The sequence below is a fragment of the Vibrio sp. D404a genome, assembly GCF_030248535.1.
Taxonomy (GTDB): Bacteria; Pseudomonadota; Gammaproteobacteria; order Enterobacterales; family Vibrionaceae; genus Vibrio.
This window is the reverse complement of record NZ_JAHGAJ010000008.1, coordinates 134,687-149,045: the sequence shown is the minus strand read 5'-3', so window position 1 is coordinate 149,045 and position 14,359 is coordinate 134,687. Positions and strand designations below refer to the sequence as shown.

12 protein-coding genes are annotated in these 14,359 nt (G+C 44.9%); 5 read left to right on the top strand and 7 right to left on the bottom strand.

Translation table 11 applies throughout. The features are described from left to right. Positions 1 to 69: 69 nt before the first annotated feature. Entirely contained in the window at positions 70 to 2,406 is a 2,337-nt protein-coding gene (locus tag KI655_RS06075; RefSeq protein ID WP_285402707.1) for a bifunctional diguanylate cyclase/phosphodiesterase, read from the bottom strand. A gap of 458 nt (positions 2,407 to 2,864) precedes the next feature. Between KI655_RS06075 and KI655_RS06070 the strand changes: the two genes are divergently transcribed. After that, complete coding sequence (locus KI655_RS06070) at positions 2,865 to 4,178, top strand: AarF/ABC1/UbiB kinase family protein (protein ID WP_285402705.1); 1,314 nt, start codon at positions 2,865 to 2,867, stop codon at positions 4,176 to 4,178. A 65-nt stretch (positions 4,179 to 4,243) separates the two neighbouring features. Here the strand turns inward: KI655_RS06070 and KI655_RS06065 are convergent, their stop codons facing one another. The 3 genes from KI655_RS06065 to KI655_RS06055 all read right to left on the bottom strand — a co-directional run bounded on the left by KI655_RS06065 (position 4,244) and on the right by KI655_RS06055 (position 7,378). Further along, positions 4,244 to 4,873, bottom strand: a complete 630-nt coding sequence (locus tag KI655_RS06065; protein WP_285402703.1) for a bifunctional 4-hydroxy-2-oxoglutarate aldolase/2-dehydro-3-deoxy-phosphogluconate aldolase — start codon at positions 4,871 to 4,873, stop codon at positions 4,244 to 4,246. 4 nt (positions 4,874 to 4,877) lie between these two features. Next, positions 4,878 to 5,837 carry a sugar kinase gene (locus KI655_RS06060; RefSeq protein ID WP_285402701.1) on the bottom strand — a complete coding sequence of 320 codons (960 nt, stop codon included), beginning with the start codon at positions 5,835 to 5,837 and terminating at the stop codon, positions 4,878 to 4,880. A gap of 107 nt (positions 5,838 to 5,944) precedes the next feature. Beyond that, on the bottom strand, positions 5,945 to 7,378 hold the full coding sequence (locus KI655_RS06055) for a PTS transporter subunit EIIC (protein WP_285402699.1): 1,434 nt from the start codon (positions 7,376 to 7,378) through the stop codon (positions 5,945 to 5,947). Positions 7,379 to 7,639: 261 nt separating this feature from the next. Here KI655_RS06055 and KI655_RS06050 point away from each other — a divergent pair, with 261 nt between their 5' ends. After that, positions 7,640 to 8,839, top strand: a complete 1,200-nt coding sequence (locus tag KI655_RS06050) for an enolase C-terminal domain-like protein (protein WP_285402697.1) — start codon at positions 7,640 to 7,642, stop codon at positions 8,837 to 8,839. A gap of 672 nt (positions 8,840 to 9,511) precedes the next feature. Further along, the gene (locus KI655_RS06045) at positions 9,512 to 10,606 is read left to right on the top strand and encodes a carbohydrate porin (protein WP_285402695.1); all 1,095 of its coding nucleotides are present in this window, start codon (positions 9,512 to 9,514) and stop codon (positions 10,604 to 10,606) included. A 134-nt stretch (positions 10,607 to 10,740) separates the two neighbouring features. Here KI655_RS06045 and KI655_RS06040 read toward each other — a convergent pair whose 3' ends face one another. After that, a complete protein-coding gene (locus tag KI655_RS06040) occupies positions 10,741 to 11,448 on the bottom strand; it encodes a GntR family transcriptional regulator (protein ID WP_285402693.1) in 708 nt (235 codons plus the stop codon). Between the two features lie 186 nt (positions 11,449 to 11,634). On the opposite strand from KI655_RS06040, the gene KI655_RS06035 reads away from it, so the two are divergent. Further along, positions 11,635 to 12,180 carry a glutathione peroxidase gene (locus tag KI655_RS06035; RefSeq protein ID WP_285402692.1) on the top strand — a complete coding sequence of 182 codons (546 nt, stop codon included), beginning with the start codon at positions 11,635 to 11,637 and terminating at the stop codon, positions 12,178 to 12,180. Positions 12,181 to 12,189: 9 nt separating this feature from the next. Continuing rightward, entirely contained in the window at positions 12,190 to 12,636 is a 447-nt protein-coding gene (locus KI655_RS06030; protein WP_285402691.1) for a DUF3429 domain-containing protein, read from the top strand. Positions 12,637 to 12,678: 42 nt separating this feature from the next. Here KI655_RS06030 and KI655_RS06025 read toward each other — a convergent pair whose 3' ends face one another. Then, positions 12,679 to 13,245, bottom strand: a complete 567-nt coding sequence (locus KI655_RS06025; protein ID WP_285402689.1) for a sugar O-acetyltransferase — start codon at positions 13,243 to 13,245, stop codon at positions 12,679 to 12,681. A gap of 114 nt (positions 13,246 to 13,359) precedes the next feature. Beyond that, the gene (add, locus tag KI655_RS06020; protein WP_285402688.1) at positions 13,360 to 14,358 is read right to left on the bottom strand and encodes an adenosine deaminase; all 999 of its coding nucleotides are present in this window, start codon (positions 14,356 to 14,358) and stop codon (positions 13,360 to 13,362) included. Position 14,359 lies beyond the last annotated feature (1 nt).

Genomic DNA, 14,359 nt, shown 5'->3' with positions numbered 1-14,359 from the left:
TGATAGGCAAATTTATTCAAATAGAAAGACCACGCATTATCGCGTGGTCTTTTTTATTGGGCGCAGGTTTTATGCATTCTGGTACTTGGCGATTAGAGCCAACACGTCATCTTCCGTAACTGGGGTGCCATAGTAGTACCCTTGCAGATAGTTACAGCCTAAACGGGTTAGGAAGGTCTCTTGTTCTTTGGTTTCTACCCCCTCAGCAACCACTTTAAGTGAGTAGTTTTTGGCAAGGCGGTACAGTACGTTGACCATCTCTTGCTTGGAAGGGTTGTTATTGAAGATTTGATCGACGAACGATTTGTCGATCTTCAGAGTATCAAATGGATAACGAATCAACTGGTTAAAGGAAGTAAAGCCCGTTCCAAAGTCATCTATAGCAAGATCAAGCCCCAGTTCTTTGAGTTCAAATAGCACGTCCAGTTCGGTGGTTTCATCAGGAACAAATGCCGTTTCAGTCACCTCGAATTCAATGTTTTCAGCAGGCACCCCCGTACTTATCAGCATACGATTAACATCAGCAGGAAAGCCCGGAGACATGAGTTCTAAGCTAGAGATATTGATGGCAAATTTGAGCTCGCGATTGCCTTTGTCGATGAGCCTCTTCGCCGCCATTAAACCATTACTGATCACCCACATATCAATATCACGGATAATGCCACTGCGCTCTGCACAAGGGATAAATTCGTCGGGGCCAATTTTTTGCTGTGCCAACTCAGGGCAACGCAGTAGTAACTCGAACCCACGTAGTGTCTTAGAGCCCGCATTGATGATCGGCATGAATGAAAAGCTAAACCCGTCTTCGTTGAGTGCCTTGAGCAAGGTCTGCTCGATGAGTTGCTCTTTGGCCACCACCTCTTCGAGGTCGGAGTTATAGAAATAGTGACGCGCCTCAGACTCTTTCGCCATGTACATCGCTCGATCTGCTTGGATCATGAGTGAGTCGGTAGTGAGGTTCTCATTGTGTTCGTTGATCTCAACCACACCGAGACTGATCCCAACGCGATAGCGCTGATCACCAAGGAAACAGTTGGATTGGAATTGTGCTTCAATGCTTTCAAGCACGCTCAGAATGTCGGACAGTCGCGTAATACCGTAGGCATAGATGGCAAACTCATCCCCGCTAAGTCGTGCAAACAGGTACGATTCAAACAGGCGTCCGCGTGAACGCTGCAGGATTTGCTGAGTGGATGAAGCAAAACGAACCAACAGTTCATCCCCTGCGTCGTGACCATAGTTATCATTAACCGCCTTAAATTTATCGAGGTCGATATAGATAAGGTAGCTAGTACCGTGATGCTTCTCTGAGACTAACTTTTTCAAGTTCTGCATAAAGAAGGTGCGGTTATCGAGCCCAGTTAGGGCATCGGTTTCTACCAAGGTTTTAACGCGTTCAAACACGGATTGATAACTTGGGTCCACCAGTTCATCCCGGTTGGTGTGAGTCTCTTCACTCGGTTTTAGGGTGCTAAGCTCTCTGGTGTAAGCCTGGAGTGGCTGCAGAACTTGTCGGTAAAACACAAAATAACTGCCACAAATCAGTAGCAGGGTGATGGCTAAGGTCACGCCACCGATTGAAATCTTGGCTTGGTTGAGCTGGCTTTGATAGTTCTCTGGGAAGATATGCAACGATGCTGAGATAAAGGGATCAACATGTTTGAATGCAATGCCATCGGAGTAGTCCACTTCCATGACCATATCGTGGCTATCAAAGGCGTGATAGTTTGAGAGTGCAACGGCCAAAGGTTCAGGCGTTTGGGTTGAGAACATGCTCCGTTCTTGTCCAGTCAGAAAGCGATAGTCAAAAGAGAAGCCAAATGGCAGCTGCTCTTTCAGGGTTGATTCAAAGCTATCAAAGACGGATATCGGTAAAATTAACACTGCGATACGGTCTGGGTAACCGTCTAGGGTGTGGGCGGTGATCGCATACAGCTTACCGTCGATTATGGAGAGCTTTTCTGAGTCATTCGGATTTGAAAGGTAGGTGCGTCCGGTGTCGAGAAAAAGTTGATTCGATTGGTTTTCTAACGTCTGCACTGAGCTGGCGATGAGATTGGATTGCGTATCTACAATCGCGAATGAGTAGGAGTTATTGGTGTTGTAGCCAAAGCGCGTGCTGCTGAGTTGTGTATCAATTGAGGAAAAAGCGTCGTAGACGGTTCGGTTGAGGTTGGCTCGTTTAATGAAGTTCTCTCGCTCGGCAATGTTGTTGAGGAAGGCTTTTTGATCACGCAGCTCTTCCCCCATTTGCTTCACAACAAACTCCAGTTGCACACACCATTTACTCACGATCTGCTTTTTAATGTGATGTTCATAGGCCAAATAGAAAGCGATGCCACTTGAAAAGACAATAACGAAAATGGCAGGTATAAAAATGCGAGCGGCCTTGTTTGTTAAATCCATATAACACTCCAATCTCCCAGTCGACATCCATGCTTACCGACCAGTATGCTACTTTGCTCATATTAAAAATTAGGCCAGATCACCGCTGTTTGCAAAGAGATTTAAAAGAGAATTTAAGCGCGTGACTGAATATCACATATTGACTGTTTGAATTTACAAAATGATGTAAGTATTTATTTATTTTCAATGCGTTATATATATTGGTTTGATGAGGCAATTAACAGAGTTATCAACGTTTTTACCCTGTTTGAAAGTGATTTCCTGTTAAATCTCATGGGCAATCGGAACGTTCGGTGATCACCTTGACACGTTTCGTCAGCATGTTGAAATATGAGGGCGTGGGTGCATATGTGTTTGATTTTTCAATTGATGAGTCTGTGGTGTAAATTATTGTATTGACCATCATCCAAAATGGCTTTTTGTTCGTATACAGAGAAGTTCACCAATAGAGAGTAATTATGTCAGCAAAAGAAAGGAATATTCCCACTCATCGAATTTCTCGTTTCGGCAAATTTGCCTCTTTAGCGACGCGCGTTGCTGGCAATGTGTTGACCGAAGGCACCAAGCAGATTGTGCAGGGCAATCGCCCCAAGGCGCGAGATCTGTTGCTGACTCCTCAGAATATTGGGCGACTTACTGAGCAGCTGGCTCATTTACGAGGTGCAGCAATGAAACTCGGTCAGATGCTATCCATGGATGCTGGAGACGTGCTTGAACCGGAACTGGCTGACATATTGAGTCGACTGCGTTCAGATGCCGATCCTCTGCCTGCTAAGCAACTCAATCAAGTGCTGGAAAGTTCATTAGGAGCCGATTGGAAGTCTGAGTACATCGCCTTTAACTTCAAACCGATCGCCAGTGCGTCAATAGGGCAGGTTCACCAAGCCTACAGTGACGCGGGTGATAAGTTGGCGGTGAAGGTTCAGTATCCGGGCATTCGTAAGAGCATCGATAGCGATGTTGATAATGTTGGCACCTTGCTCAAAGTCGTTGGGCTGATACCGGAGTCTGTTGATTATAAAGGCTTATTAGAAGAGGCGAAAAAGCAGCTTCACGACGAAGCGGATTATCATCGAGAGGGGCAGTTTGCGATACGTTACCGTGAAGCCCTACAAGATGCTCCCCAGTTCGTCGTACCTAAAGTCCATCAACCGGGCTGCTCTGATGCGGTACTTGCGATGGAATTCATTGACGGACAATCGGTCGAATCAGTTGAGCACGCCTCACAAGAGACACGCGATTTTGTCATGACCAGTCTGCTTGAGCTGCTGTTTAAGGAGCTGTTTGAACTACAGATGGTACAAACCGATCCTAATTTCGCCAACTATCTCTACAACGATAAAACTAATCAAATCGGCCTGCTCGACTTTGGAGCGACGCGAGAGTACAGCGATAAATTTAGCAACGGCTATCGTCTGGTGTTCCGCTCAGTGATTGAGGGCGATGAAGTAGGTTTAAACCGAGCCTTGGAAGACATCGGCTTCTTTAGCGACACCATTGTTGATAGCCAACGACAAGCGGTACTGAACCTTGTCAAAATGGCCTGCGAACCTATGTTGGTGGAAGGTGACTATGATTTTAAGAAGAGCGACCTGGCCAAGCGTTTGCGAGAGGCCGGAACGATCTTGAGTATGGAGCAAGAGTATTGGCATACGCCTCCTGCTGACGCCTTATTCCTGCACAGAAAAATTGGCGGCATGTACCTGCTGGCCGCGAGGATTGGCGCTAAGGTTAATATCCGCCAATTGGTTGCACCTTATCTTGATGCTTAAGCAATCTTAGAGCGAGTCCGTGCTCGTAAAGCCAGAGTCCAGAACGGTACTCTGGCTTTCTTATATTAGCGTGAGACTTGTTCAACAATTTCACGGGTCAGGCGAGCGATCTCATCCCATTGCTGGTTATCCACCAGTTTTTTATCCACCATCCAAGTTCCGCCGCACGCAAGTACTTGAGGAATCGCAAGGTAGTTGTCGATGTTACTTGGGGTGATTCCTCCCGTTGGCATTAGACGGATGTTGCCGTATGGACCCACTAATGATTTCACCATGCTGAGACCACCAGAAGCCTCTGCAGGGAAGAATTTAAGAGTAGTTAAGCCCATCTCTAGCGCCGCTTCTACCGTACTTGGGTTATTAACGCCCGGAATAATGTCGATACCAATCTCTTGGCAAGCTCTTACTGTATTTGGATTAAAGCCAGGTGAGACCACAAAGGTAGCCCCTGCCTCTTTGGCTGCCAAAGCCTGCTCACCATTGATGATAGTTCCTGCACCGATCAGCATGTCAGGTTGTGCTTCGCGAAGTAAGCGAATAGCTTCAACTGCAGCATCTGAGCGAAAGGTGATTTCAGCCGCTGGAAGGCCATTTTCTGCCAATACCTTACCTAGGGGAATGATATCTTGAGCGTTGTCGAGAGCGATAACAGGGATAACTTTAAGCGCTTTTAATTGATCGTTGATAGTCGGCATGACTTTATTTCTCTATAGAGGTGAAAAGAGTGTTTGTGACTGCGTGAGGGATAATTGCCCCACGATGTTGAATTACTAATCCGGCAAGCGCATTACCTCGCTGACACGCCTGTTTGACGCTGCCGCCAGCTAGGTAACAAGCAAGGAAACCTCCGTTGAAAGAATCGCCCGCAGAGGTGGTGTCGACAACTTTTGATACTGGAATAGTTGGAACGGATACGGGCTCTTCCTTTGGGTTCTCACTGATTAAGCAGCCGTCAGCGCCGAGCTTAACCACGACCGTTTTCACGCCAAGATCGTGTAGCCTCGCAATGGTTTGTCGTGGGCTCTCATCTTGCCAAATCAGTTGTTCGTCTTCGAACGTTACCAAAGCGATATCGGTCGCTTGGTACGCGAGGCGGTAGGTTTCTTTAGTTGCCTCGAGGCTCTCCCATAATTTCGGACGGTAATTGCTGTCGAATGCAATTTGAACCCCTTGGCAGCGCAGGTCTGTAATCTGAGTCAGTAGCTTCATTTGGTCCGAGTGAGGAAGAATCGCCAATGAGATGCCACTCAGAAAGATCATGTCGCTATCTTTAAGCTGGTTAATAACGCCATCAAACTTGGGGTGTTGCACCATGTAGCGAGCTGCTGAGTCATTGCGCCAATACAAGAAGGTGCGCTCGCCAGCCTCGTCAAGTTGAATAAGGTAGAGCCCAGGAGAGCGTTGTGGATCGTTGAGAACAAAATCGGTCGATATACCTTCATTTTGCCATCGAGTGATCATCTGCTGGCTAATTGCATCATTGCCAAGGGTTGTTACGTAACTAGTGCGAATTGTTGGGCTAGCTGCTTGTTGATCGATGCTGCGATTTAAATATATCGCGGCGTTGAGTGTGTCTCCGCCATAACTCTGTAGCATGTTGCCAAACGGCGCACCATTGAGCTCAATCATGCACTCACCGATGATTGCGATATGGGTCATAGAATAAACCTTAGAAAGGGAAACTTAGAGTGAACGAATGAAGCGTGGCCACTGAGAAAAGTGCCCACGCCTGTTGGTGTTACCTCATTGCAGAGAGGTATTTTGAATTACTTGTTGTCGAGCTTTACAAACAGCAGAGTTAACACGTAAGAAAGTGCGAACACGCCAATCACGCCCATAAGAGCCTGAACAAAGTTCTGAGTACCGCTTGCAAGGTAAGCCGGCAAACTGAAGACAGAAGAGAGAATATAGCTGGTTAGGTGAGTATCAATCGTTACAGAGATAGCACCGAAGACGCCCGCAGCTAGACTCGCTGTCATCATCGCCTTGGTGTACTTAGTTAATACGCCGAATAGCGCTGGTTCGGTTATACCTAGGATAGCGGTAACACTTGAACCTGCTGTAATCGAAGATTGCTCTTTAGAAACATATTTGCGCTGCTTGTGCCAGATTGCCAAGGTTGCACCTGCAATTGCCATGTTGCCTAGACACATGATTGGCATCAGCAGATCCTTACCGTAAAGCGCGAAGTTGTTGAGGCTGATTGGTGTCATGCTGTGGTGAATACCAAACACAATCGTGATTGGGCGAGTCAGGCCAAAAACAAAACCAGTCAGCGTAGGCGAGATCTCAAGTAGCGAGCTCATTACCCAACCTGCACCGTTACTTAGCCAGATACCAGCAGGGCCAACAAAAGAGAGTGTGATTGTTGAAGTCACGGTAAAGGCAAGCAGAGGTGTAAATACCGGTTTCGCTGAAGAGGGTACAAGGCGATCAACCAGAGGCGTTACCTTAGACAGTAACCAAATCGCTAAGATGGCCGGAACGATAGCGCCGCCGTAGTTGAGAAGCTCAATTGGTACAACACCAAGCACTGTTAGCTCAGGTGCCGCTCCTGCGTCTTTCAATAGCGTTGCTTTCTCAACGAGCAGGGGTGCTAGCATGGCTGAAGAAACGGCCAGTGCAATGTACTCGTTTACTTTGAACACTTTCGCAGCTGAGAAGGAGACCAACATCGGCAGGAAGAAGAAAACAGCAACAGAGATAGAGCGGAAGAAGTAAACCGTATCAGAAGTCTCAGAGATTACATTGGTTGCGATGAGGCCTGACAATAGACCCATCAGCATACCGGCACCGGCGATCGCAGGAACAACCGGACCAAAGATACCTGCGACAATGCGCATCACGCCTTGGAATAGTTTGCCCTTTTCGATCTCATCACTGCTTGGTGCGTCCGCTTGTTGAGTATTAGAAAGTGCTTTGAACCACTTTTCAACTTCAACACCAATAATGACTTGAGTTTGGCCTTGTTGAATCACAATGCCTTTTACGTCGGAAATCGCTTTGACTGCTTCTTCGTCAACCAAAGACTCATCGGCTAGGTTGAATCTCAAACGCGTCATGCAGTGAGTAATACTCACGATATTATCTTCACTACCGAGTGCAGAAACTAATAACTGTATATTTTCATTAAAACTTTTCTTTTTCGATGATGACTTAGAGTTATTAGTAACGGCATCATTCTTTTCTACCATTTGCATACTACACCTGTTATTGGGATATGTTTAACTCGAGAAATCATAACGACAACCAATTTAAATCCAACGTGATAAAAAGAGATCTCAATCACATTTAAAATCCGAAAAATTATTTTTTCACCGTTTTTTGCCAATTGGTATGTTTTGTTTATAAAAAAAAATCACTTAACGTACCAATTATTTTTGGCCCAAATTTAGCGCTTGAAATGTGGTTTTTAACACGGTTAGATAATAGGAGTTGACATAAGTTTAGGTTATTTAATTGTGAAAGAAACTATTATATCTGACATCCAATGCATTATTACTAAACCTGATAGGCACAATCTCATCACTGTAATAGTTGAAACAAATGAGGGTGTGACTGGCTTTGGTTGTGCAACCTTCCAACAGAGACCACTTGCCGTTAAAACAATGGTCGATGAATATTTAAAGCCTATTCTAATCGGAAAAAATGCCAATAACATTGAAGACTTATGGCAAATGATGATGGTGAATGCATACTGGCGAAACGGTCCCGTGATTAATAATGCGATATCGGGTGTCGATATGGCATTGTGGGATATCAAAGCTAAGTTAGCGGGTATGCCTCTTCATCAATTATTCGGTGGTAAGGCTCGTGACGCTATTCCAGTGTATACACATGCAACCAGCGATACGATGGAAGGTATTTACAGCCTTGTGGATTCATTTCTAGAGAAAGGCTATCGACATATTCGTTGTCAGTTGGGCTTTTATGGTGGCGTGCCAACGGACTTGCATGCGACGCAAAACCCGACCGAAGGTTCTTACTACGATCAAGACCAATATATGGATAACACCTTAACGATGTTTAAGTCGTTGAGAGAAAAGTATGGGAATAAATTCCACATCTTACACGATGTGCACGAGCGCCTTTTCCCAAATCAAGCTATTCAGTTTGCAAAAGAGGTTGAGCAATATAAGCCTTACTTTATCGAAGACATTCTGCCACCGAACCAAACTGAGTGGCTGGATAATATCCGTAGCCAAAGCTCGGTTTCATTAGGTTTAGGAGAACTTTTCAATAACCCTGAAGAGTGGAAGTCTCTGATAGTAAATCGCCGCATCGACTTCATTCGCTGCCATGTTTCGCAGATTGGTGGCATTACGCCAGCCTTGAAACTGGGTCACTTGTGTCAAAGCTTTGGGGTGCGTATTGCATGGCATTGTCCACCAGATATGACACCAATTGGTGCAGCAGTGAATACTCACTTAAATGTGCACTTACATAACGCGGCTATTCAAGAGCATGTTGAGTACAATGCTAACACTCATAAAGTATTCCCGAATGCGGCAGAACCAATTGATGGTTACCTATACGCTTCTGAAGTCGCTGGTATTGGCGTGGAAATGGATTGCGACGTAGCACGAGAGTTTCCAGTAATGTATCGCCCCCACGAGTGGACTCAAAGCCGCCTTCCTGATGGCGCTATTCATACTCCATAACTCGTAAACTAATACCAAATAGCCACGTTCTGTGGCTATTTTTTTGTCTCGAAATCACACATTGAAATTAACACTTTTCTGCGTCCCCCCATCCTTGTCGTTGTTGTTTGCCATTGACTCAATTTGTTCTAGTACAATTCGATGCTTATAGGTTTTCCGCATTTTAAAGTGAGCGGCAGTGTTCTCTTTAATATGTTATGAGGGCAGATGCGTACAGTTATTTATTCTTATTGCTTAACTATTGAATATTTAAATGATTATCTAATCATAGCCAATGCTAAGTTCTTTTATTATGAAATCCTTGGTCAGAACAAATATGAAACCTATTGTGTTATACCAATGATACCTTCGATAACTTTGATTCACTTAGGGGAAGCGAAAGAACAATAATTTATCATAATCCGTTCAATATTTGTTTTTGTCTGATTAATTAGATAACGTTTTAGTCGGTAAATTTGTTTTTATATTTAAGCTGTTGAAATTTAAAGGCTTTAAAATAAATATAAAAGAGTGATTTAGGTCTGCAAATGTAATTAGAGAAGATTGTGAGGTATTAATTAATCCGTAAATATACGCCCTAGAAATTGAGTCGAATACTGTCCATAAACTTCAACTTGATTATCAAAAAGTTGCTATGCAACACATTACAATAAAATAATATATAGGGTTTATATGAAAAGCATGTTCAAGCTGTCCTTAGCTGCTGTACTGGTTTCGTCTGCAATGGCCGCAAATGCAGGCATCGCTATTGTTGATAACGAAGAGGGGAATTTCTCAGTTGGTGGTAACGTTGAGTTGAACTTCAATTACCAAGATAGAGATTCAAATGAGAACGGAGATGCCGAGTTCAACCAAGATGGTCGAGTTCTGATCGAGTTTGCCGGTGAGAAATACACCACAAGTGGTCACTATGTAGGCGTAAAGGCGCAGCCTCTATTTGAGAGTACGGGTAATGTCGCTCTTGATGATGCCTACTTTGAGTTTGGTAAGAAAGATAGCTGGGCGATCAAAGCGGGTCGTTTTGAAGCATACGATATGTTCCCTGTCGGGCTAGATGTGTTCCTTGAATACTCAGGCGATACTTCAAATGAGCTCTACACAGGCGGTAGTGCTTATGTGTATCAGGTGAAGGAAGCTCGTGGCCGTGGCTCGGATGGCCAATTGATGTATAACCAGAGCTTTGGCAACCTTTACCTTGAAGTTGGTACCATGATTGGTGACCGCTCAGATTTATTCTCTGATACCTATCACGGTGTGGAAGTAGATCACGAAAACGCGAAAGACTCGTTCCTTGTTCGCCCAGTTGTCGCGTATAACATGGGTGACTTTACCGTCGCAGCATCGATGGAAACTAACCTAATCAGTGATGCGATTGTTGATGATAATGGTAAGGACATTTCAGATCGTACCGGTTATGGTTTGACGGGTAACTGGACCAGCGGTGCTTGGAATGTAAATGCTAACTTTGCTTACCTTGATGCGGTCGATGAAACCAATGCCAGCGTTGGTTTGAATGCACTGTATAACAACTTCGGTTTAGGCTACGTTTACGGAGCGAACGAGTATGACTCAACTTGGGCTCAAGGTGACGTGAAAGTGAATACGGGTTATGCGTCGTACGAGTTCCAAAATGTACTTGAAGTCGAGGACTTCTCTGTACTGCTTGGTACTTACTACACCACGGTTGAGAATAAGACTAACAACGCGAGCGCATTCTCAGAGGATGACGACTTTGGTGCTCGTGTACGCCTGTACTACGAATTCTAAACAGTGCTTACTTATGAATAATAACAACCCGCCATTGAGCGGGTTGTTTTATTTGTGGCTGCGGCTTGTTTATTCGTGGCTACGGCTTATTTGTTTATGACTACTGATAACTGCTGAATCTCGACTCGGCGTCGTTACTTTTTGTCTCGGTAACTCATACTTTCGCTGTTAAATGGCGTGTGATAGGTGCATTGATAGTTAATATCAATGATGTCGCTAACGATAAACAGCTCACCTGACGTTAAGAAGCCTCGGTTGGTAATATTCATTGCCGCAGCGTTTTTCTTACAGCCGAGTAATTCCGCATCATCTTTAGAGACATTGACCGCCTGATAAGTGGTGAGGTAGCTGTCTATTTCAAGCCCGATAGATAAGGCGTGTTTTTGGATTGAGCTTTCGATGATATCGGCATTCATTTCGGGAAACACACTAACGGGTATTTTTGCTTCCTCTATTTGAACGACTTTATTGTTGATTAATCTTAAGCGTCTAATCTTCCAAATATACTCACTGTCTTTGAGTGAAAATATCTGCTGCTCGTGCTGATCAGGGAGGGCTTTATTAAGCTGAATTTTTTTGTAGGAGATCTCTTCGAAACTGTTCTCAGTTATTGAGTTATAAACAAGAGGCGTGCCGATAAGTGCGGTATTCACAAAGTAGCCCGATCCGACTTTAGATTTGACCATGCCGATTGCTTCGAGCTTGGCTAAAGCCTTACGAATCGTAAATCGAGACAACCCATAGATCTCTGAGAGCTCTCTTTCTGCTGGGAGTTTATGGTTGATGCTGTTCTGGCAGATCTTGCTAACAATATCTTGAACAACTAATTCATACTTCTTCATTCTCAGAACTCAAAACACTCATCATGACTATATTATAGTGAACCAAATCAGAGACTCAGCACGCTGGGTAAGAGTAATAATTCTATCACATACGGCTAAATAGGCGCTTGGAAATAGAGTCGAGAAGTGATCAAAAACATCTCCTTAACAGTACAACACCTATCGCCTCAAATGAGAGATACACGGATGAATAAATATAAACTTAGCTTGGTAACACTGTGTCTGAGCACGCTTCCATTTATAGCTAACGCATCGTCATGTCCCGATATACTCAAAGGTTCTCAACGACTATTGAATTCGACAGACGAAGTGAGCTTGTGCGAAGAGTTTCAAGGAAAAACCCTACTGGTCGTCAACACGGCGAGCCAATGCGGTTTCACTTCTCAGTTTGGTCAACTCGAAGCGCTTCACCAAGAGTATAAAGACAAGGACTTCACTGTGGTTGGTTTCCCAAGTAATGACTTCCGACAAGACAAAGGCAGCGAAGCAGACAGTGCCAAGGTGTGTTACCTAGATTACGGCGTGACCTTTCCAATGATGGCGCGTTCTTCTATCTCAGGGCCTGAAGCAAATCCTGTGTTCAGTGAGATCAAGAAGCAAGCGGGTGTTTCTCCGCGCTGGAACTTCTACAAGTACCTGATTGATAAAGATGGCAATGTAGTCGGGACATTCGGTAGCTCGACCTCACCCTCAAGCTCAACCTTGATTAACGCGATTGAACAGCAGCTATAGGGAGGCGATATGTCACAAACAAGAAGCACCATGCTAAGGCTAGGCTATCTTGGTCTCATACCTTTTGCGTTCGGACTGTTGCTGATGTTGTTAGACGCTCAGTTCTTCTCTTTGGGAGGCGAGCAGCTGTTCGTTAGCTACAGTGTCGTTATTTTGAGTTTCTTATCGGGCGTGTTGTGGGGCAGAGCCATCGACTACCCAGAACAAAGCTTGAGTCGCAAAGCACTACTGCTGAGTAACGTTTTTCTATTGATTGCGTGGGCCGCGTTATTGCAAGGATCAGGCAGCACTAGCCTAACGATTATCGTGCTAGCAGCGGGCTATATTGCGGTGTGGTTTTCTGAGCACCAACTCAGGCCTCAATCTCAAAATCAACTGCCCGAAGGGTATATGGGAATGAGAGGAATCCTAACATCCAGTGTCGTGGCGATGCATGGTGTTGCCCTGTTTAGTTAACAAAAACGGCCATCGAAATGATGGCCGTTTCTATTGGTATGTCTAGTTGTTCTGCTTATCAACATCTAGCCTGCGAATCAACTTCGCAGGCGTGCCGCCATAGAGGCAATCTGGTGGCACATCGCTGTTGACTACTGAGTTTGCAGCGATCACTGAGCGGGCACCAATGGTGACACCTTGGTTGATCACGCAGTTACCACCGATCCAAGCGTCGTCTTCGATTGTGATAGGTTGGCAAAAGGTCTCCCATTTACGACGGCTTAGATGGTTCAATGAGTGAGAAGCGGTATAGAGCTGCGCACTCGGACCGATCATCACGTTGTTGCCGATCTTAATGTTCGCACCATCTAGCATCACCACACTCATATTGATGAAGGTATCATCACCGATTTCGATGGTCTTGCCGAACTCACAATGGAAGGGAGCACGCACGATACTGCTGCCTACTTTACCGAATAAATTGGCCTGTAACTGTTCTAGCTGAGAGGGATCTGTGCTTCGGTTAAATTCAGAGAGAGCGTGCAACGCGTGAGTACGCATTTGGTCGATTTCTTTATCGGCGCCATCGAAGATCTCGCCTGACAACATTTTTTCGAGTTCTGTTTTCATCTCTGTACTACTCGTTAGTCAATTTTGAATATAGGTTAACGACAAATAGGTAATAAAAAAGAGAAAAGCTTTCGCCTTTCTCTTCCTGATTTATCTTGCGTTGCTCAAATCTTATTAGATTTGGTCTGCAAAGCTCATTAGGTGCTGTTTTACTTCGTCTGAAGCAAACGCGTTTTCTACAGAGTATTTGTAGATTTGAGCGTAATCTTCTTTGGTTAGGTCGAACGTTTCACATACACGCTTAACTTCGTTAGTCATGGTTGTGTTCGATACTGTGCGGTTATCCGTGTTGATCGTTACCACGATACCGTCTTTCTGGAATTCAGAGATTGGGTGGTCGCTGAATTTGTGAATACATTTCGTTTGTACGTTACTTGTTGGGCAAGTTTCTAGTGCAACCTGCTTCTCTTTCACGATGTTGTACGCGTCTTCGTTGCCTTGGATGTGAACACCGTGGCCGATGCGCTCTGCGTCTAGTAGCGTTACCGCGTCGTAAACGTTTTGACCGTGCCATTGCTCACCCGCGTGTACTGTCACACGGTAGCCTTTTTCAATCGCGTATTTTGTGTATTCTGGGAATTCTGCACAGAAACCTGGTTTCTCACCGCCTGCGATATCAAATGCGACAACGCCTTTACCTAGGTAAGCTTGACCTGCATCGATCACGTCTTTGATAGAGTCTTTCGGGAACATACGAAGAACAGACAGGATGTAGTTACCCTTGATGTCGTACTTCTCTTCCGCACGCTTCATGCCTTTTACTGCGCTTGCGATGATCGTATCAAGCGACAGGCCTTTGTTTACGTGAAGAATAGGTGCAAAACGCACTTCAAGGTATTTTACGTTCTCAAGCGCTGCATCTTCATAAAGCTCGAAAGAGATACGCTCAATCGCTTCTTCAGTTTGCATCACTTTAAGTGGCAGAGAGAAACACGCTAGGTATTCGTCTAGGTTCTTACAGTCTTCTGGCACAGTAAGAGATTCAACGACTGCATCACGGTCTGCAGGAAGCTCGATACCGTATTGCTTCGCAAGATCAATGATAGTGTCTGGACGAACGCTTCCGTCTAGGTGGCAGTGAAGATCAATCTTAGGGAGTGCTAGAAAGTTCATG